This is a genomic window from Pseudomonas oligotrophica (genome assembly GCF_021726475.1).
Lineage (GTDB): Bacteria > Pseudomonadota > Gammaproteobacteria > Pseudomonadales > Pseudomonadaceae > Stutzerimonas > Stutzerimonas oligotrophica.
Genome location: NZ_JAKJRU010000008.1, coordinates 185,848 through 203,362 on the forward strand (window position 1 = coordinate 185,848; position 17,515 = coordinate 203,362).

The 17,515-nt window shown below is 68.6% G+C and carries 20 protein-coding genes and 1 riboswitch; of the genes, 10 read left to right on the top strand and 10 right to left on the bottom strand.

Going from position 1 to position 17,515, the window contains the following annotated elements; all coding sequences use genetic code 11:
- Positions 1–67: 67 nt before the first annotated feature.
- Positions 68–538: a DUF2726 domain-containing protein gene (locus tag L3N39_RS17150; protein ID WP_237258634.1), complete on the bottom strand. Its 471-nt coding sequence runs from the start codon at positions 536–538 to the stop codon at positions 68–70.
- A gap of 279 nt (positions 539–817) precedes the next feature.
- Positions 818–1,405: a cytokinin riboside 5'-monophosphate phosphoribohydrolase gene (locus L3N39_RS17155; protein WP_237258635.1), complete on the bottom strand. Its 588-nt coding sequence runs from the start codon at positions 1,403–1,405 to the stop codon at positions 818–820.
- 616 nt (positions 1,406–2,021) lie between these two features.
- On the opposite strand from L3N39_RS17155, the gene L3N39_RS17160 reads away from it, so the two are divergent.
- Entirely contained in the window at positions 2,022–2,930 is a 909-nt protein-coding gene (locus L3N39_RS17160; protein ID WP_237258636.1) for an SDR family oxidoreductase, read from the top strand.
- Positions 2,931–2,951: 21 nt separating this feature from the next.
- On the opposite strand, the gene dauA is transcribed toward L3N39_RS17160, so the two are convergent.
- Complete coding sequence (gene dauA, locus L3N39_RS17165) at positions 2,952–4,670, bottom strand: C4-dicarboxylic acid transporter DauA (protein WP_237258637.1); 1,719 nt, start codon at positions 4,668–4,670, stop codon at positions 2,952–2,954.
- A 188-nt stretch (positions 4,671–4,858) separates the two neighbouring features.
- On the opposite strand from dauA, the gene L3N39_RS17170 reads away from it, so the two are divergent.
- Both L3N39_RS17170 and mqo read left to right on the top strand, forming a co-directional pair.
- A complete protein-coding gene (locus tag L3N39_RS17170; RefSeq protein ID WP_237258638.1) occupies positions 4,859–5,146 on the top strand; it encodes a PA4642 family protein in 288 nt (95 codons plus the stop codon).
- A 318-nt stretch (positions 5,147–5,464) separates the two neighbouring features.
- A complete protein-coding gene (mqo, locus tag L3N39_RS17175; protein ID WP_284691954.1) occupies positions 5,465–6,970 on the top strand; it encodes a malate dehydrogenase (quinone) in 1,506 nt (501 codons plus the stop codon).
- 73 nt (positions 6,971–7,043) lie between these two features.
- On the opposite strand, the gene L3N39_RS17180 is transcribed toward mqo, so the two are convergent.
- Positions 7,044–7,232 (bottom strand): hypothetical protein, encoded by a 189-nt coding sequence (locus L3N39_RS17180; protein ID WP_237258640.1) that lies wholly within the window; start codon positions 7,230–7,232, stop codon positions 7,044–7,046.
- A gap of 135 nt (positions 7,233–7,367) precedes the next feature.
- Between L3N39_RS17180 and L3N39_RS17185 the strand changes: the two genes are divergently transcribed.
- Positions 7,368–7,952 carry a YajG family lipoprotein gene (locus L3N39_RS17185; RefSeq protein WP_237258641.1) on the top strand — a complete coding sequence of 195 codons (585 nt, stop codon included), beginning with the start codon at positions 7,368–7,370 and terminating at the stop codon, positions 7,950–7,952.
- 60 nt (positions 7,953–8,012) lie between these two features.
- Here the strand turns inward: L3N39_RS17185 and L3N39_RS17190 are convergent, their stop codons facing one another.
- Positions 8,013–9,374 carry a DUF1329 domain-containing protein gene (locus L3N39_RS17190; protein ID WP_237258642.1) on the bottom strand — a complete coding sequence of 454 codons (1,362 nt, stop codon included), beginning with the start codon at positions 9,372–9,374 and terminating at the stop codon, positions 8,013–8,015.
- 348 nt (positions 9,375–9,722) lie between these two features.
- Between L3N39_RS17190 and L3N39_RS17195 the strand changes: the two genes are divergently transcribed.
- Positions 9,723–9,986, top strand: a complete 264-nt coding sequence (locus tag L3N39_RS17195) for a hypothetical protein (protein ID WP_237258643.1) — start codon at positions 9,723–9,725, stop codon at positions 9,984–9,986.
- Between the two features lie 15 nt (positions 9,987–10,001).
- Here the strand turns inward: L3N39_RS17195 and L3N39_RS17200 are convergent, their stop codons facing one another.
- Positions 10,002–11,168, bottom strand: coding sequence for a 1-acyl-sn-glycerol-3-phosphate acyltransferase (locus L3N39_RS17200; protein WP_237258688.1), 1,167 nt, complete (start codon positions 11,166–11,168; stop codon positions 10,002–10,004).
- Between the two features lie 179 nt (positions 11,169–11,347).
- Between L3N39_RS17200 and L3N39_RS17205 the strand changes: the two genes are divergently transcribed.
- The 4 genes from L3N39_RS17205 (at position 11,348) to L3N39_RS17220 (ending at position 13,310) form a co-directional block, all read left to right on the top strand.
- Positions 11,348–11,530: a CPXCG motif-containing cysteine-rich protein gene (locus L3N39_RS17205; protein WP_237258644.1), complete on the top strand. Its 183-nt coding sequence runs from the start codon at positions 11,348–11,350 to the stop codon at positions 11,528–11,530.
- The gene (locus L3N39_RS17210) at positions 11,530–11,790 is read left to right on the top strand and encodes a putative signal transducing protein (protein ID WP_237258645.1); all 261 of its coding nucleotides are present in this window, start codon (positions 11,530–11,532) and stop codon (positions 11,788–11,790) included. Before L3N39_RS17205 ends, L3N39_RS17210 begins: the two co-directional genes overlap by 1 nt.
- A gap of 10 nt (positions 11,791–11,800) precedes the next feature.
- Positions 11,801–12,421 (top strand): SOS response-associated peptidase, encoded by a 621-nt coding sequence (locus L3N39_RS17215; RefSeq protein WP_237258646.1) that lies wholly within the window; start codon positions 11,801–11,803, stop codon positions 12,419–12,421.
- Positions 12,422–12,500: 79 nt separating this feature from the next.
- The gene (locus L3N39_RS17220) at positions 12,501–13,310 is read left to right on the top strand and encodes a M48 family metallopeptidase (protein WP_237258647.1); all 810 of its coding nucleotides are present in this window, start codon (positions 12,501–12,503) and stop codon (positions 13,308–13,310) included.
- Between the two features lie 19 nt (positions 13,311–13,329).
- Here L3N39_RS17220 and L3N39_RS17225 read toward each other — a convergent pair whose 3' ends face one another.
- The 4 genes from L3N39_RS17225 to L3N39_RS17240 all read right to left on the bottom strand — a co-directional run bounded on the left by L3N39_RS17225 (position 13,330) and on the right by L3N39_RS17240 (position 16,718).
- The gene (locus L3N39_RS17225; protein WP_237258648.1) at positions 13,330–13,773 is read right to left on the bottom strand and encodes an ester cyclase; all 444 of its coding nucleotides are present in this window, start codon (positions 13,771–13,773) and stop codon (positions 13,330–13,332) included.
- Positions 13,774–13,856: 83 nt separating this feature from the next.
- Complete coding sequence (locus L3N39_RS17230; protein ID WP_237258649.1) at positions 13,857–14,444, bottom strand: TMEM165/GDT1 family protein; 588 nt, start codon at positions 14,442–14,444, stop codon at positions 13,857–13,859.
- A 23-nt stretch (positions 14,445–14,467) separates the two neighbouring features.
- A riboswitch (yybP-ykoY riboswitch) is annotated at positions 14,468–14,641 on the bottom strand.
- A gap of 65 nt (positions 14,642–14,706) precedes the next feature.
- On the bottom strand, positions 14,707–15,705 hold the full coding sequence (locus L3N39_RS17235) for a methyltransferase (RefSeq protein WP_237258650.1): 999 nt from the start codon (positions 15,703–15,705) through the stop codon (positions 14,707–14,709).
- Between the two features lie 53 nt (positions 15,706–15,758).
- Positions 15,759–16,718 (bottom strand): 2-hydroxyacid dehydrogenase, encoded by a 960-nt coding sequence (locus L3N39_RS17240; RefSeq protein ID WP_237258651.1) that lies wholly within the window; start codon positions 16,716–16,718, stop codon positions 15,759–15,761.
- Positions 16,719–16,788: 70 nt separating this feature from the next.
- Between L3N39_RS17240 and L3N39_RS17245 the strand changes: the two genes are divergently transcribed.
- Positions 16,789–17,421, top strand: coding sequence for a LysE family translocator (locus L3N39_RS17245; RefSeq protein ID WP_237258652.1), 633 nt, complete (start codon positions 16,789–16,791; stop codon positions 17,419–17,421).
- The last annotated feature ends 94 nt before the right edge of the window (positions 17,422–17,515 follow it).

Consider the following 17,515-nt stretch of genomic DNA (forward strand, 5'->3'; position numbering starts at 1 on the left):
GATGGGGGCGCTCGCCAGGCGAGCGTCCGTTCGACCGCGCGGGGGCAGCATCGTCCTGTCGCTGCGATCAATGGAGGCCGGCGTCGGCAAGCGCCTGCTGCACCTGGCCGAAGGCCTGCGCCCGCTCGCGCTCGAGGCGGATCAGGGGGAGGCCGAGCGCTACGAACAGCGCTTCGACAAAGGCGTCCTGCTCGGCGTCGAGCAGGATCGCGGCGACCGGTGTGAACTCCGGCCGGCGCACCAGCAGGAAGTCGACATGCTGCCCGAGCAGGCGGTTGCGCGCCTGGTACCAGGGCGTCCGGCCGGGCAGGGCGGTGATCTCGACCAGTTCCGACAGCGGCACGCCCGGCAGCACAAGGTAGCGCTCGGCCAGCAGCGCCTGCAGGGTCGCGAACAGCTCGCGATCGGGCGCATCCAGCAGCGGCGTGCGCAGGCGATAGGGAAACTGCAGGGCCGGATGGCGCGACTGCCGCTGCTTGACCCAGAACACCAGGGCGAAGCAGGCGAAGGTCACCAGGGTCAGGGCCAGCCAGCTCATGGCAGGTCTCCAATAGGCAGGGCTCACCTCAATGGAGCGCATGGCGAGCGAGGAGTTCGTTATCCCCAGTGGCTGTTATTCAGTCTGTGCATAACCCGGGGAAGACCCGCTGTGGGCCCCGCGCCGCGCGGCTTCTCGAGCTTCGTACGTTTTTTGTCCAGCCGCGGCGCAGTTATCCAGCATTCTTGTGGGCCGAGCTGTGGATAACCGCGGGATCGACTGGCCGGGCCCGCGCCGGCCCCGGCCTGCAGCGCGTCGCTCGTTTTTCGTACAACGGCGTCAGCGCGGCGCGCGCGCGCTCCACTTCGCCGCGACGCTCGGCTGCCACGCCTCGAGGCGCTCGAGCAGGGCCTCAGGCGTGGCCTCGCGCTGGAGCATCTCGCGGTACTGCGCGCGGACGAAACCTTCCTCGACCAGGTGGTCGAGGAACTGCCCGAGCCCGGCATAGAAACCGCCGACATCCAGCAGCCCGAGCGGTTTGGCGTGGTAGCCCAGCTGGCCCCAGGTCCAGACCTCGAACAGCTCTTCCAGGGTGCCCAGGCCGCCCGGCAGGGCGACGAAGGCGTCGGCCAGCTCGGCCATGCGGGCCTTGCGTGCGTGCATGCCGTCGACTACCTCCAGCCGGGTGAGGCCCGGATGGCCGATCTCGGCATCCTTGAGCGACTGCGGGATGATGCCGATGACCTGGCCGCCGGCGGCCAGGGCGGCGTCGGCGACCACGCCCATCAGGCCGACCGCTCCGCCGCCGTAGACCAGCGTCATGCCGCGTTCGGCGAGGCTCCGGCCCATGGCGGCGGCAGCCTCGCGGTAGAGGGGATTGGCGCCCGTGCTGGCGCCGCAGAACACGCAGATCGACTTCAAGGCCATGGCAGGCTCCGGCAAGTGAAGGGGCCGGGCAGGGTAGCCTGCCTGGCGTGCCGGGGCCAGGGCGTGGCGGTCAGCTGCCGAAGGCGAGCGCGTAGTCGGCCAGCAGCTGCTCGAACATTGCGTAGCTGAACATGGTGCTGCTCCTTTCCGGTTGGCTACGAAAGCAAGCCTAGAGCAGGGCAGCGAGACGTGCCCGTTGCTTTCTTGCATGGTGCCGATAGGGTCGACGCATTTATCCAGTGAAACCGTGGATCGCTCTGTGGATAACGTTTGGGCAGTTGCTGCGAGCGCCGGCAGGCCGTGGCTTGCAGCGCGCTGAGCGTTTTCTGATCGATGCGCCGAGGCCCGTGCTAGAGAGGGACGTTAGGGGCTGTCGGCGACGCCGGACGCTCCTGCCGGATTCGGTTATCCTCAGAAGCTGTCGATGAATCTGTGGATAAGCTCGTGAACAATCGCGCCCGGCCACAGCCGGCGCGGCCTGCGGTGTGGTGCTCATTTTCTGAGCGGCATCCCGCGCCGTTATGCCGGGGCATTCAGCACCGGCAGCCTTGTTGTCCGGCGGCGCGGGGTGGGCCGACACTCCCTGGCACTTTCATCGCAGGTTGAGGAGTCATCAATGTCGCAAGCCATTCGCTTCGAGGACAGGGTGGTCATCGTGACCGGGGCCGGCGGCGGCTTGGGTCGGGCGCATGCCCTGGCCTTCGCCCGACACGGTGCCCGGGTGGTGGTCAACGACCTGGGCGGCACTGCCCAGGGCGAAGGCGCCAGCAGCAGCGCCGCCGACCGCGTGGTCGAGGAGATCCGCCAGGCCGGCGGCACGGCGGTGGCCAGCCACGACTCGGTGACCGAGGGCGCGCGGATCGTCGAGCAGGCGCTCGACAGCTTCGGCCGGGTCGACGTGGTGGTGAACAACGCCGGCATCCTGCGCGACAAGACCTTCCACAAGATGGAGGATGCCGACTGGGACCTGGTCTACCGCGTCCACGTCGAGGGCGCCTACCGGGTCACCCGCGCCGCCTGGCCGCTGATGCGCGAGCAGGGCTACGGGCGGGTCATCTTCACCGCCTCGACCTCGGGCATCTACGGCAATTTCGGCCAGTCGAACTACGCCATGGCCAAGCTCGGCCTGTACGGGCTGACGCGGACCCTGGCGCTGGAGGGACGCAAGAGCAACATCCTGGTCAACGCCATCGCCCCCACCGGCGGCACGCGGATGACCGAGGGGCTGATCCCGCCGCAGGTCTTCGAACAGCTCAAGCCCGAGCTGGTCAGCCCGCTGGTGGTCTACCTGGCCAGCGAGCAGTGCCAGGACAGCGCCGGTCTGTTCGAGGTCGGCGGCGGCTGGATGGGCAAGGTGCGCTGGGAGCGCAGCCTGGGCGTGGGTTTCGATCCGCGCGCAGGCTTCGATGCCGACGACGTGGCGGCCAACTGGCAGCGCATCTGTGACTTCGAGAACGCCGCGCATCCGGCCGACAACCTCGAGGCGCTGCGAGAAATGATGGCCAACCTGCAGAACTACGCCTGAGCCGCGCTGCGCCGGGGCAGGTCAGGCCTGCGCCGGTGCCAGCAGGCGCAGGGCCAGGGCCCGTGCCTGGCGCAGGTCGCGCACGTGGTGCAGGTGGCCGGGCAGCTGATGGATGCCGGCGCGGCGCAGCTTCAGGCGCACCGGCGCACTGCTGCCGCTCAGGATCAGCACCACGCCGAGCCGGCGGTAGTCGACCAGCACGTTCTCCAGCGCGGCGAGGGCGGTCATGTCGAGCATCGGCACGCCGCTGATGTCGACGATCACCACCCGCACCTCCGGGTTGAAACGGCGCAGCGCGTTCAGCGCTTTCTCCGCGGCGCCGAAGAACAGCGGGCCGCGGATCGCGTAGGCCGCCACGTGGGCGGGCATGTCCTGCAGGATGGCGCGCTGGGCGCGCGGCAGTTCGGTGGTGTCGGTCAGCTCGCTCATGCGGCGGATGAACAGGCCGGCCGCCAGCAGCAGCCCGACGCCGACCGCCAGCACCATGTCGAACAGCACGGTCAGCACCAGGCAGGTCAACAGCACCAGCACGTCGCTGCGCGGTGCGATGCGCAGCACGTGCAGCACATGCGGCGCCTCGCTCATGTTCCAGGCCACCATCACCAGCAGCGCCGCCAGCGCCGCCATCGGCAGGTAGCTGAACAGTGGCGCCAGCCAGAGCATGGCCAGCAGCACCACCCCGGCATGGATGATCGCGGCCAGCGGCGAGAAGGCGCCGGCGCGCACGTTGGCCGCGCTGCGGGCGATGGCGGCGGTGGCGGTGATGCCACCGAACAGCGGCGCGACCAGGTTGCCGATGCCCTGGCCGATCAGCTCGCCGTTGGGCTCGTGGCTGCTGCCGGTCATGCCGTCGGCCACCACCGCGCAGAGCAGCGACTCGATGGCGCCGAGCATGGCGATGGCGAACGCCGGGCCGAGCAGCTGGCGAAACAGGTCGTAGGACAGTGCCAGCGGTGCGCCGTCGGGACCGGGCAGGTGCCAGGGCAGCACGGCCTCGGGCAGCACCGGCGGGATGCCGGCCAGCACCTGGCCGTCGAGCTCGTAGCTGAAGCGCTCGCCGAGCGTGGCCACCGGCAGGCCGAAGGCCTCCAGCGCGAGGCCCGCCAGTGCACCGACGGTCAGCGCCACCAGGTGACCGGGGATCTTCGCCACCCAGCGTGGCCAGAGGATCAGCACGGCCAGGCAGATCGCGGCAACCAGCGCATCGCCCGCGCGTGCCTGCGGCAGCGAGCGAAGCAGCAGCCAGAGCTGTTCGACGTAGTGCTGCGGCTGGGCACCCAGCTCCAGGCCGAACAGGTCCTTGATCTGCAGGGTGGCGATGACGATGCCGATGCCGGCGGTGAAGCCCAGGGTGACCGGGTAGGGGATGAAGGCGATCAGCCGCCCGGCCCGCAGCAGCCCCAGGGCGATGAGGATCGCGCCGGCGAGCATGGTGCACAGCAACAGCCCGCCGAGGCCGAACTGCTGGGTGATCGGCAGCAGGATGACGACGAAGGCGGCGGTCGGTCCGGACACGTTGAAGCGCGAACCGCCGGTGAGGGCGATCAGCGGCGCGGCGACCAGCACCGTGTAGAGCCCGTGCTGGGGCGCGACGCCCACCGCGATGGCCAGCGCCATGGCCAGCGGGATGGCGATGATGCCGACCGTCAGCCCGGCAGCGAGGTCGCCGCGCAAGGCCTCGGCACCGTAACCCAGGCGCAGCGACTGGCGAAAAGCCGCGAACAGGGGGGGAAGTCTCATGCCGGACGCTCCTTGTCGTGTGCGCAGCGGGGCAGCCGGTGCGGGAGTGCTTTTTCATGGATCTTAACCCTACTTCGTCTGGGGGCGTCCGTGTACGACCTTGGTCGCAAGCAGCCCACTTGCGTTGAGCGCACCGGCCGTGAGGAGTAAACTGCCGCCCCCGTGAGATCCCGTGGAGCGCAGAAGAGATGCGTAAAGACAAGAAGCAGGTGATTGGCGAAGAGATTTCCGACGAGTCGATCAAGCTGTTTCTGACGCCGGAACCGGCCGACGATACGCCCCCTTCGCTGTACAAGCTGATCAAGGCCTACCGCGGCCTGCGAATCGACGATTTCGAGCGCTTCGTCGAGTTCTTCGTGGCGGCGGGCTATGACCTCGCGGCGCGTGACGCCAAGGGCAACGATTTCATCGATCTGATCGCCGACCAGCGTCATGCCCGGCCTTATGTCGAGGTGATCGAAGCCGCGCGCGGCTGATCCGCTTCCTGCAGCACCGCACCACAGCGACCGTTGCCTGCCGGGCCGTGAACCGGGCGGCAGTGGCGTAGCAAAGGTTCGCAATCGTTTTTCGCGCGAAGGCGCGCCGTCGAGCGCAGGGCTTGGCCCCGCTCCGGCACGACGCGCGATGGAAGGTGGCCAAAAGCCGGCCTTCCGACAGCTGGCAGGCACGCATGCGCCTGTTTTCGGGCACGGGTTCCCGAACAGCGGTATGGAAAGCACCTCCGTTTTCAACCGTCTGGCTGGTGGGTTTCACGTGGCTGCACACCGTGGTCGCGACAGTTTAATGCTGTGATTCTGGAGAGCGCGTTAATGACGCAACACGATAGCGAAGCAGTGGACATGGTGCTGGTGGGGGCCGGCATCATGAGCGTGACCCTCGCGGTACTGCTCAAGGAACTGGACCCCAACATGCGGCTGGAGATCGTCGAGCTGCAGGAATCCGGAGCGGTGGAAAGCTCCAACCCGTGGAACAATGCCGGCACCGGTCATGCCGGACTCTGCGAGTTGAACTACACCCCGGCTGGCAAGGACGGCTCGATCGACATCGCCAAGGCCGTCCACATCAACACCCAGTTCGAGGTGTCCAAGCAGTTCTGGGCCTACCTCGCCGACCGCGAAGGCTTCGGTTCTCCCCGCGACTTCATCAATGCCGTGCCGCACCTGAGCTTCGTGCGCGGCAGCAAGGACATCGCCTACCTCAAGAAGCGCTTCGATGCGATCGTCCAGCATCACGCCTTCGCCGACATGGTCTACAGCGAGGACCGTGCCACCCTCGCCGAGTGGATGCCGCTGATGATGCCCGGCCGCGATCCGCAGGAGCCGGTGGCGGCCACCTACGCAGCCAACGGTACCGACGTGAACTTCGGCGCCGTCACCAACCAGATGCTCGGCTACCTGAGCAAGCTCGGTGGCGTAACGGTCTCCTACAACCAGAAGGTCACCGGCCTGGAGCGCAATGCCGGCGGCTGGAAGGTCGACATCAAGAACACCCGCAGCGGCAGCTCGCGCGAGGTCCAGACCGGCTTCGTGTTCCTCGGCGCCGGCGGCGCGGCCCTGCCGCTGCTGCAGATGTCCGGCATCGAAGAGGGCAAGGGTTTCGGTGGCTTCCCGGTCAGCGGCCAGTGGCTGCGCTGCGACAACCCGGAAATCGTCAAGCAGCACCAGGCCAAGGTCTACAGCCTGGCTGCGGTCGGCGCGCCGCCGATGTCGGTGCCGCACCTCGACACCCGCGTGGTCGACGGCAAGACCTCGCTGCTGTTCGGCCCCTACGCCGGCTTCACCACCAAGTTCCTCAAGCGCGGCTCCTTCCTCGACCTGCCGCTGTCGGTGCGTCCGGGCAACATCGGCCCGATGCTCGCCGTGGCGCGCGACAACATGGACCTGACCCGCTACCTGATCAAGGAAGTGATGCAGTCCATGGAAGATCGCCTGAACACCCTGCGCGGCTTCTATCCCCAGGCCAAGGCCCAGGACTGGCGCCTGGAGATCGCCGGGCAGCGCGTGCAGATCATCAAGAAGGACCCAAACAAGGGTGGCATCCTGCAGTTCGGTACCGAGCTGGTGGCAGCGAAGGATGGCTCCATCGCCGCGCTGCTCGGCGCCTCCCCGGGTGCCTCGGTGACCGTGTCGATCATGCTCGAACTGCTCGAGCGCTGCTTCCCCGAGCAGTACCGTTCCGCAGGCTGGAGCCGCAAGCTGGAAGAGATCTTCCCGGCGCGCGAAGACGTCCTGAAGAAGGATGCGGTGGCCTACCGCGAGGTCAGCGCCCTGTCGGACAAGCGCCTGGGCCTGGCCAGCTGACCGAGCCGGCGCCGACGCCACGAACGAACCGCCTGGCACCAGCGTGCCAGGCGGTTTTTTTTCGTCCGGCCTTTCAGCGAATCCGTGCGGCGTCAGGCAAGGGCTGGCCGATCCAGCCGAGGTGGGCGTGGGTCACTTCGTGCCACTGGCCCTCGCCGGGATGTTCGCGCGCGCTGAGCAGCATCCGGCAACGACCGGCCGCATCCAGCAGGGCGAAGTGCCGACGCGGCCGGCGGCGGGGCAGGAAAGGGGACAGGGGCATGGCGCAGCCTCGCAGGTTCGATGGGCGCGTTATGCCAGTCGCCGGTGACGATCGTATGACGCTGGCACGCTCTGTCGGGCGCCAGCGGCGATGGTTATACTGCCGCCCATTCCTCGTCCAACTGGAGAAGACAGCATGCTGCAACGCCTGGTGTTCGGCCTGTTCACCCTGTGTGCCCTGACGCTGGCCGGCTGCGCGCTCAGCCCCCAGCAACTCGATCCGGATCCCAAGCTCACCGGCACCATCAACCCCGTCGGCCAGGGCCAGCCGGTGGTGGTGCGGGTGGTCGACGGCCGCTCCTCGCCTGCGCTGGGCACGCGCGGTGGGCTGTACCCGGAAACCAGCTCGATCATCGTGCCCGCCAACAAGGTGCTGCCCAAGCTGCAGGCGCAGACCGAGGCGGCGGTGCGGCTGCTCGGCTTCACCCCCTCGCCCAATGCCTACAACGCGCCGCAGCTGACCCTGACCCTGGCCGAGCTGAAGTACCAGTCGCCCAAGGAAGGCCTGTATGTCACCGAGGCCAACATCGGCGCGACCCTGCGGGTCGAGGTGCAGAACGGCGGGCGCCGCTACAACGGCCGCTACGGTGCTTCGCTGAACCAGCGCTTCGGCATGGCGCCCAACGAGCAGACCAACACCAAGCTGGTGAGCGATGTGCTGAGCGATGCGCTGACCCGCGTGTTCCGCGACCAGAGCATCGGCCAGCTGCTGGCGCAGTGACGGCTCGCCGCCCATGAAAAAGCCCGCCATCCGGCGGGCTTTATCGTTTCCGGGCGACGCTCAGCGCACGCCGGAATTGCGCAGTGCGGTCGGCGTGTACTGGTTGGAGTTGGCCTTGTAGTTGTAGGTGTAGGGGTTGCGCTCCTCGTTCTTCATGCCCATCACCAGGTAGCGGCCGGAAACCAGGTCGTACAGCGTCTCCATCGAGTACAGCGGGACCTGCACGTTGTAGATGTACTGGCTGTGCGCCTCGGCCACGCGCCACAGCGTGCCGCGGCCGTCGTAGTGGTCGATCACCGCGGCCTGCCAGGTGTCCTCGTCGATGAAGAAGTGGCGCTTGGCGTAGATGTGGCGCTCACCCTGCTTGAGCGTCGCCTCCACCTCCCACACGCGGTGCAGTTCGTAGCGGGTCAGGTCCTGGTTGATGTGGCCGGGCTGGATGATGTCGGCGTACTTGTGCTGCGGCGAATCCAGGCGATAGGAATTGTACGGAATGTACAGCTCCTTCTTGCCGACCAGCTTCCAGTCGTAGCGATCCGGCGCGCCGTTGAACATGTCCAGGTTGTCCGAGGTGCGCAGGCCGTCTGCGGCGGTACCCGGGCCGTCGTAGGCGACCTGCGGGGCGCGGCGCACGCGGCGCTGGCCGGCGTTGTAGATCCAGGCCATGCGCGGTTCCTTGACCTGGTCCAGGGTCTCGTGGACCAACAGCACGTTGCCGGCCAGGCGCGAGGGTTCGGTGACCTGCTGCTTGAAGTAGAACAGCACGTTGCCGTGCTTCTCCGGTGCGTAGTCGGTCAGGCTGTTGGTGTAGACCACTTCGTCGACGAACTTGACCAGGCTGAAGCTGCCGTTGACCTGCGGCGTGGCCTGGGCGACCACGCGGCGGGCCGAGTCGCCGCGATAGCGGGTGATGTGGTTCCAGACCACCTCCAGGCCATCCTGCGGGATGGGAAAGGCGACGGCCCTGTCGAAGCCCTCCAGACCGTTGCCGCCGCGCACCAGCTTGGTGGTGCGCGCGTTGCGCGCCGCGGCTTCGTAGATGTGCGCAGGCATCGCCGCGCTGCGGCGGGTCTCGAACACCGGCAGGCGGTAGCTGTCCGGATAGCGCTTGAGCATGGCGATCTGACCCGGGGTCAGGTTGGCCTTGTACTGCTCGTAGTTCTGCGCGGTGATGGTGAACTTCGGCTGGTCGCCGGGGAAGGGGTCGCCGACGAAGCCGTTGGCGTCCACCGCGGCGGCGTCTGGCGCCAGGCCGCCGGTCCATGCCGGGATGGTGCCGGCGGCGTTGCCGGCCTGCTCGGCGCCGACCGGTGTCAGGCCGTTGCCCAGGCGGGCCGCCTGTTCTTCGCCCACCGCGGCCAGTGCACTGCCGGCGAACAGTGCGAGTGAAATGGCCCCCATGCTGAATAGCTTGCTCGTCATTGTTGTTGTTTCCTTGGAGTGGCGGAAATTCACAGGCTCTGCTGTTCCGCTGCCTGCTGGAGCGACTGCCCGGGATCGGCGCCGCCTTGCGCCCTCGGCGGCGCTCATGAGGGCCAACCGATGTCCGGTCGCGCCGCTCTAGCTCGCTGCTTCGAGGTGTGCCGAGGGTGCCGCCCGGGTGTGCGCTGCGTCAAGGTCGTGGCGGCGAGGGTCCGTCATCAGCGTGGCGAATGGCGCTTTCACCCTTCGCTCCGTCGGAAACGCCGCGCGGGCGGCGGCGCGCTCCAGTAGACTCCCGCTCGCCCGCGTGGCGGGCGCTTCGATTCCTATCCTGAAGCGGAGGTAAAGATGTCGCTGCAGGCCCATTTCCCCCAGGTTCCCGACCTGGCCACCCTGCTCAACCTGCTGGCGCTGCTGTGCGCCTTCACCGGCGGCTGGCTGCTGCTGGCGACCCGCTGGCGCGTCATGCAGGCCAAGGCGCGCCAGGCTGGCGAGCTGGCGTCGACGGTGGTCGCCGACCCCGCCGCGCAACTCAACCAGGCCTTCTACCGGGTCGGCTTCGCCGGGCTCGGCGCGGCGCTGCTGTTCTCCTGGATCAGCCGGCTGCTGTGACGCGCCGGCCGGGGCTCACAGCGGCAGCCCGGCCTTGAGCCGGTACTGGTTGCGCACCGGGTTGGCGTACTGCTGGATCAGGTAGGGCTGCTGTACGCTCGGGCAGGCGGCCAGCCGGCGCCCCCACTCGGCCCTGGCCCGCTCGATTTCCGCGGCTTCGAACAGCTGCTCGACGGCGGGCACCTCGAGGCGCTCGTCGCGCTCGTCCCACATGGCGTAGGCCAGGTAGTGCACCGGGAACAGGCGATAGCTGCCGAGGATCTGCCGGTCGAGCTCGGCGGCCAGTTCCTTGGCGTCGGCCGGGAGCTGCTCCATCGGCGTGCCGAAGGCCAGGTGCACGCGGCCCTTGTAGCCGGTGATGCCCAGGGCGATGCTGGCGTCGTCCTCGCCCGGTGCCTTGGTGTAGCTGCCGGTGGTGGCGCGGATGTACAGCTCGCGGGCCTTGGCCTGGTCGCAGGGGTCGTATTCGTAGCTGATCGAGACCGCGGTGGGGCGCAGCGCGGCGAGCACCTCGGCGAACGGCTCGTCCTTGCGGCTCATGTGCAGCATCTTGAGGATCGCCGAGTCGGTGCGGTCGTCGCCGTCCTTGGCCCGGCCTTCGGCCTGGGCGATCCAGACCGACTCGCCATCCTCGCGGATCGAGTGGTTGATGTAGGCCGAGAGCACCTGGTAGGCGGCCAGCTTCTCGCGGCGGCCGGTAATCGAGCGGCGCACGATGAAGCTCTTGTTCAGGCGCATCAGGTCGCTGACGAACGGGCGCTGCAACAGGTTGTCGCCGATGGCGATGCGCGGTGTGCGCAGGCCGGCGTGGTAGACCGCGTAGTTGACGAAGGCCGGGTCCATGACGATGTCGCGGTGGTTGGCCAGGTACAGGCAGGCGCGGCCGGGTTGCAGGCGATCGAGCCCCGAGTAGGTCACCCCGTCGGTGGCCCGCTCGATGGTACGGTCGACATAGTTCTCGATGCGGTGCTGCAGCGCATCGACCGAGTCGATGCCGGCGAACTCGCGGTGCAGGCGCTTGCCGATCAGCGGCTTGAGCAGCCAGCCCATGGGCCCCGCCAGGCGCGGAAAGCGGAAGTGCGCGAGCACGTCGAGGAATTCGCGATCGGCGAACAGCCGGGTCATGACGCCCGGGACTTCGGCGTCGGCATAGGGTCGGATGGCTTCGAATTCGTCCATCATGTTCTCGTAATGGAGGGCACGGGCCGCCGGCATGACGCATCGCCACGCCGCGCGCTATAACGAAACAGGACCGGGCAGGCGAGCGCAGCATCCGCCCGCGGCGGCGCCAGGGTCCCTCGCGCGCCGATGGCTCGGCCGCGAAGGCGGCGATTATAACGACAAGTGACGCGGAGGCGCCGATGCTGGAAGTGCAGAAATACCAATGTCCGTACTGTTGGGAAACGGTGGAGGCGCTGCTGGATCTGAGCGGCGGCAACCAGCAGTACGAGGAAGACTGCCCGGTCTGCTGCCGGCCGGTGGTGTTCTGGCTCGAGACCGACGGCAGCCAGTGGCAACTGGCGGTGCGACGCGAGGAGGACTGATGCAGCGAGTCTACGAGCCCAGCGACCTGCTCGAGGCGCAGATGCTGCTGGGCATGCTGGAGGCCGAGGGCATCGAGGCGTTCATCGCCGGCGGGCACCTGCTCGGTGCCATGGGCGAGTTGCCCGCGCTGGGGCTGCTCGGCCTGCTGGTGGAAGATGCCCAGGCCGAGCGCGCGCGCCAGCTGATCGCTGCGTACAATGGCGCGGTACCGCTGTCCGGCGACGAACCGGACAGCTATCCCGGTGAGCTGATCTGTTGACGAGTCCCGTATGTGTGGCCGCTTTGCCCTGTTTCGCTGGAGCGCGGAGTTTTCCGCGCTGCCCGGCTTTCCCCCGGACCAGCTGCCGCACTGGAGCCTGGCGCCCGGTGCGCAGGTGCTGCTGCTGCGCAGCGACGCCGGCCAGGCACGGCTCGACCGCGCCCGCTGGGGGCTGACGCCGGCCTGGCTCACCGACTTCACCCGCACGCCGGCGCAGGCGCGGGTGGAGACCGTCGCCGAGCAGCCGATGTTCCGCGAGGCCTTCGGGCAGCGGCGCGGCCTGCTGCCGGCCAACGGCTTCTACGAATGGCGCGGGCGTGTACGCAAGCGGCCCTACTGGATGACCACCGAGGATTCGCTGGCCTACTTCGCGGCGATCTGGGAGGCCTACCCGGTGCAGGGTCACGAATACCTGAGTGTCGCGCTGCTCACCGTGCCGGCCGCCGACCAGCGCCGGCCGCTGATCCTGCGCGGCGAGGCGTGCAAGGCCTGGCTCGCGGCGGACACGCCGGCCGAGCGCCTGCACGAGCTGCTCGCCGAGCCCCGGCCGGCCCTCAGGGAGCGGCCGCTGGCCACCTTCGTCAACGACCCGGCGCTGGATGCGCCGCAGTGCCTGACGCCGGCCAACTGAGCGGCGCCTGGCGCCCGCGCCGCTTGTGACGAACCGGCGACGGACCTAGGATACGGGCGGATCTTCCGGAGTGCCCGTCATGCCCAAGCTCAGAATCCTCTCCCTGTCCCTCGCGGTCGCGCTGGCCGGCTGCCAGGCGGTCGATACCACCAGCGGCGGCGCCGTCGGTGTCGAGCGCAAGCAGTACATGTTCAGCATGCTGTCGACCGAGCAGGTCAACCAGATGTACGCGCAGTCCTACCAGCAGAAGCTCAGCGAAGCCTCGAGCAAGGGCGTGCTGGAGAAGAGCAGCCCGATCAGCAAGCGAATCGACGGCATCGCCCGCCGGCTGATCGCCCAGGTCGGCGTGTTCCGCCCGGACGCGGCGCAGTGGGACTGGGAAGTCGCGGTGATCGACAACGACGAGCTGAACGCCAACTGCGGGCCGGGCGGCAAGATCATGTTCTACACCGGCCTGGTGGAAAAACTGAAGCTGACCGATGACGAGATCGCCGCGGTGATGGGCCACGAGATCGCCCACGCGCTGCGCGAGCACGGCCGCGAGGCGATGTCCAAGGCCTATGGCGTGCAGATGGCGACGCAGCTGGGCTCGGCCTTCGGGGTCGGCGCCGGCAGCCTGCAGCTGGCCAACATGGGCGTGGAATACCTGATGACGCTGCCCAACAGCCGCTCCAACGAGAACGAGGCAGACCTGATCGGGCTGGAACTGGCCGCACGGGCCGGCTACAACCCCAACGCCGCGATCAGCCTGTGGCAGAAGATGTCGGCGGCCGGCGGCTCGGCGCCGCCGGAATTCATGAGCACGCACCCCTCGTCCGGCAGCCGCATCGAATCGCTGCGCAACACGGTGCCCAAGGTGATGCCGCTCTACGAACAGACGCGCCGCTGAAGGTGCCGGCCTGCCGCGCTCAGAGCGTCGACAGGCCGTCGCCCAGAGCGCTGTGCAGGCCCAGCTGCAGGCGCGCGTTCTCAAGGTCGAGCAGGGTGCTCACCTCTTCGATCTCGCCGGCCGAGTTGAAGGTCCACAGGGAAATGGCGGCCACGGCCAGGATCTTGTCGGTGGCGGGGCAGCCGAGCAGCGGGCGGGTCAGGGTACCCATCACGGTGCAGGTGCTGACCACCCGGTGGCCTTCGCACAGGCACTCGTCGACCACCACCTCCAGGTCCGGCATCGCCGTGCGGACCTGGCGCACCAGCTCGGCGAAGCCGGCCGCATTGAGCGGCTGGCCGACCACCGAACTCTTGTAGCTGAAATAGCGACTCTGCAACTGCTCGGAGAGTGCCAGGCGGCCCTTGTTCCAGCTCAGATCGATATGGGTACAGACTCGTTTCTTGCGTCCATCCGCCGACATGCAGCCTGATCTCCTCGGAACGCTGGTAGGCACTGCGGGGAGCACTCTACCAGTTGGTTCCGGCGGCGGACTTGCGCTGCGTATCAGCTTGGAGCGATGGCGCCCAGGCTGATCGCCTCGTAGGCGGCGTACACCGCCAGCGCGGCGAAGGCGGCCGCGGCGATCCGGCGGATCAGTGTCAGTGGCAGGCGGTCGGCGGCGAAGTGGCTGGCCAGCACCACCGGCACGTTGGCGATCAGCATGCCGAGGGTCGTGCCGATCACCACCAGCACCAACTGCGGGTACTGCGCGGCGAGCATCACGGTGGCGACCTGGGTCTTGTCGCCCATCTCGGCGATGAAGAAGGCGATCAGCGTGGCGAGGAAGGGGCCGTAGGCGCGACCGAGGCGGGTGTCGTCGTCGTCGAGCTTGTCCGGGATGAGCGTCCAGAGCGCGACCAGGGCAAAGCTCAGGGCGAGGATCCAGCGCAGCATCACCGGCGAAAGCAGGTCGGAAACGATGTTGCCGAGCAGGCCGGCGGCGGCATGGTTGGCCAGGGTGGCGACGACGATACCCCAGATGATCGGCCAGGGCCGGCGGTAGCGGGCGGCCAGCAGCAGCGCGAGCAGCTGGGTCTTGTCGCCGATCTCGGCCAGGGCAACGATGAACGTGGGGACTGCGAGTGCTTCCAAAGGGACTTCCTTGAGGGCGGGCCGACATGATCACCATGGCATGCACAGCCTGCCCGCCCGGGTCAGGAGTACATGCCATGGGTCTTGTCAGACGGCGCGCTGGTGCGCGGTTCGTCGCATGCGCCATGGTCTGCGGACCAAGTGTGTTGACGCATGCCAGGCGGGCCGGGGCGCGCCTGAGACTACTCCCCCAGAGGACGGCGGCGAGTTTGCCCGTTTGCTCGCCGCGGTGCAACCGCCAGGCCGTTGCGTGGCGCCGGCTTCAGCCCTTGCGTGCCTGGTAGATGCGAAAGCCGTCGGCCTCGGCCAGCTGCCGGCACGGCCCCAGGTGCGCCTCGATCAGCGGCGGGTAGCGCAGGAAGGCATTGGCCACCAGGCGTAGCTCGCCGGCGCCACGCAGATGCGCCCCGGCGCGCTCGAGCAAAGCCTCGCTGGCTGCGTAGCTGGTGTGCACGCCCTGGTGGAACGGCGGGTTGCTGACGATGGCGTCCAGCTCGAAGGGCGCCGCATCGATCCCGTCGCCGGCGATCACCTCGGCCTGCAGGTCGTTGGCGGCCAGGGTCAGGCGGCTGCTCTGCACGGCGAAGGCATCGACGTCCAGCAGCACCAGCTGGCTGTCCGGGTAGCGCCGCTTGAGCGCCGCGCCGATTACCCCGGCACCGCAGCCGAAATCCAGCACGCGGCCCGTCGGCAGGTCGTCCAGGTGCTCGAGCAGCAGGGCGCTGCCGCGATCCAGGCGGCCGTGGCTGAACACCCCCGGCAGGCTGACCACCTCCAGCGGCCCGTCGGCCAGTTCCAGGCGGTAATGCCGGGCGAAGTCGCCGGGCTGTGTCGCGGCCGGCGGCTGCGTTACCTCGACCTGCCAGAGCTGGCAGTGCCGGGCGTTGTCGAGCTTGCGCGCGCGGCCGAAGGCGGCCAGTTGCCTGCCGGCACGCTCGATGCCGCCGCGCTTCTCGCCGACCACGTAGAGCAGCCGGTCGCCGAGGCGGGCGGCGAGGGCCTGCAGCAGGTAGTCGGCCAGCTCGCGCGACTTGGGCAGGAACAGCACGGCGGCCTCGAAGTCGCCGGCCGGCATCTCGATGCCGAAGTGGCTGCGACCGGGAAAGCGTGCCTCGAGGCGCTGCTGGTCGCCGGCGTGCCAGCACCAGCCGTGGGCCTGGGGCAGGTGCGCGGGCAGGTCGTCACCCGGCAGGCCGGCCAGCAGCAGCCGGCCGGCGAACAGCTCGGCCTGGCGCAGCAGAACTTCGCTTCGAGGGTCCATGGTGCCTCCCGCAAAAGCCGCGCAGCTTAGCAGCCCGGCGCGCGCCCAGACAGTCAGCCGACCTGGCGCAGCGGTGTGCCGGCGAAGAAGGCCTGGGCGTTCTCGGCCAGCTGGGCGACGATGCGCTGGCGCGCCTCGCGGCTGCCCCAGGCGCTGTGCGGGGTGACGATCAGGCGTGGCACGTCGGCGGCCAGCAGCGGGTTGTCGTCGCGCGGCGGCTCGCTGGTCAGCACGTCGGTCGCCGCGCCGCCCAGGTGGCCGCGGCGCAGCGCATCGGCCAGCGCCTGCTCGTCGACCAGCCCGCCGCGCGCCGCGTTGATCAGGAAGGCGCCGGGCTTCATCAGGCCGAGTTCGCGGGCGCCGATCAGGTTGCGGGTCTGTTCGGTGAGCGGGCAATGCAGCGTCAGCGCGTCGACTTCGCCCAGCAGGTCGTCGAGGTCCAGCCGGCCGGGGCGCTGCGGGCGGCCCGGCAGGTTGCCGACCAGCACCTGCATGCCGAAGGCTTCGGCCAGGCGCGCCACGGCGCTGCCCAGTTCGCCCTGGCCGAGCAGGCCGAGCTTCTTGCCGGCCAGTTCGACGATCGGGAAATCGAGCAGGCAGAACTGGCCGCTCTGCTGCCAGCGGCCACGGGCCACCGCCGCCTGGTAGTCCGGCAGGCGCGTCGCCAGCGCCAGCAGCAGGGCGAGGGTGTGCTGGGCGACGGTCGGTGTGCCGTAGGCCTGGCAGTTGCAGACGGTGATGCCCAGGCGACGGGCGGCGGCCAGGTCGATGTTGTTGACGCCGGTGGCGGCGACCAGAATCAGCTTCAGTTCGGGGCAGGCGGCGAGGGTGTCCTCGCCCAGCGCGATCTTGTTGACCAGCGCCACCTGGGCGCCGCGCAGGCGCTCGACGATGTCCTCTGGGGCGGTCTGCACATGGCATTCGAGCGTGTCGAAGGCGTCGTGCAGGGCGGTGAAGTCCAGGTCGCCCTGGTCAAGCGGGGCGAGATCGAGAAAGACGGCGCGTTTGGTCATCAACTGTACCTGTTCGGCTGAGGCGGGGTGGCGAGACAATCCCCGGACGTTCTGTTTAGCGGAGGTGATCGTGTACTGGATGGAGTTTCTGACCGTGGCCCTGGTGCATCTGCTGGCGGTGGCCAGCCCGGGTCCGGATTTCGCGGTGGTGGTGCGCGAGAGCGTCAGCCAGGGCCAGCGGGCCGGCCTCTGGACCGCCCTGGGCATCGGCTGCGGCATCTTCGTGCACGTCGCCTACTCGCTGCTGGGCATCGGCCTGATCGTCTCGCAGTCGATCGTGCTGTTCAACCTCTTCAAATGGCTGGCCGCCGGCTACCTGGTCTATCTCGGCTGGAAGGCATTGCGCGCCCGACCCCAGCTGGCGCCTGCGGCAAGCGCGACGGCAGCACCGGTGGCGACGCGGCGTGCACGCCAGGCGTTCACCGTCGGCTTCGTCACCAACGGCCTGAATCCCAAGGCGACGCTGTTCTTCCTGTCGTTATTCACGGTGGTGATCAGCCACGATACGCCGCTGGCGGTGCAGGCCGGATACGGGCTATATCTGGCCTGCGCCACGACGCTCTGGTTCTGCCTGGTGGCCTGGCTGTTCAGCCGCGACCGCGTGCGCGCCGGCTTTGCCCGCATGGGGCACTGGTTCGACCGCATGACCGGCGCCGTGCTGATCGGCCTCGGCGCACGCCTGGCCATGAGCGAGATCGGCTAGCGCGGCCGACGCATCCGGAAATAATCCGCCGGTCTGTCCGCGTGTCGTCCGTTCTAGAGTGGCCTGACAACTCCAACAAGAAACAGGAAGCCAC

Coding starts and splice junctions, on each gene's coding strand:
- L3N39_RS17150 (WP_237258634.1), bottom strand. CDS start 538: ATGAGCTGGCTGGCCCTGACCCTGGTGACCTTCGCCTGCTTCGCCCTG.
- L3N39_RS17155 (WP_237258635.1), bottom strand. CDS start 1,405: ATGGCCTTGAAGTCGATCTGCGTGTTCTGCGGCGCCAGCACGGGCGCC.
- L3N39_RS17160 (WP_237258636.1), top strand. CDS start 2,022: ATGTCGCAAGCCATTCGCTTCGAGGACAGGGTGGTCATCGTGACCGGG.
- dauA (WP_237258637.1), bottom strand. CDS start 4,670: ATGAGACTTCCCCCCCTGTTCGCGGCTTTTCGCCAGTCGCTGCGCCTG.
- L3N39_RS17170 (WP_237258638.1), top strand. CDS start 4,859: ATGCGTAAAGACAAGAAGCAGGTGATTGGCGAAGAGATTTCCGACGAG.
- L3N39_RS17180 (WP_237258640.1), bottom strand. CDS start 7,232: ATGCCCCTGTCCCCTTTCCTGCCCCGCCGCCGGCCGCGTCGGCACTTC.
- L3N39_RS17185 (WP_237258641.1), top strand. CDS start 7,368: ATGCTGCAACGCCTGGTGTTCGGCCTGTTCACCCTGTGTGCCCTGACG.
- L3N39_RS17190 (WP_237258642.1), bottom strand. CDS start 9,374: ATGACGAGCAAGCTATTCAGCATGGGGGCCATTTCACTCGCACTGTTC.
- L3N39_RS17195 (WP_237258643.1), top strand. CDS start 9,723: ATGTCGCTGCAGGCCCATTTCCCCCAGGTTCCCGACCTGGCCACCCTG.
- L3N39_RS17200 (WP_237258688.1), bottom strand. CDS start 11,168: ATGATGGACGAATTCGAAGCCATCCGACCCTATGCCGACGCCGAAGTC.
- L3N39_RS17205 (WP_237258644.1), top strand. CDS start 11,348: ATGCTGGAAGTGCAGAAATACCAATGTCCGTACTGTTGGGAAACGGTG.
- L3N39_RS17210 (WP_237258645.1), top strand. CDS start 11,530: ATGCAGCGAGTCTACGAGCCCAGCGACCTGCTCGAGGCGCAGATGCTG.
- L3N39_RS17215 (WP_237258646.1), top strand. CDS start 11,801: ATGTGTGGCCGCTTTGCCCTGTTTCGCTGGAGCGCGGAGTTTTCCGCG.
- L3N39_RS17220 (WP_237258647.1), top strand. CDS start 12,501: ATGCCCAAGCTCAGAATCCTCTCCCTGTCCCTCGCGGTCGCGCTGGCC.
- L3N39_RS17225 (WP_237258648.1), bottom strand. CDS start 13,773: ATGTCGGCGGATGGACGCAAGAAACGAGTCTGTACCCATATCGATCTG.
- L3N39_RS17235 (WP_237258650.1), bottom strand. CDS start 15,705: ATGGACCCTCGAAGCGAAGTTCTGCTGCGCCAGGCCGAGCTGTTCGCC.
- L3N39_RS17240 (WP_237258651.1), bottom strand. CDS start 16,718: ATGACCAAACGCGCCGTCTTTCTCGATCTCGCCCCGCTTGACCAGGGC.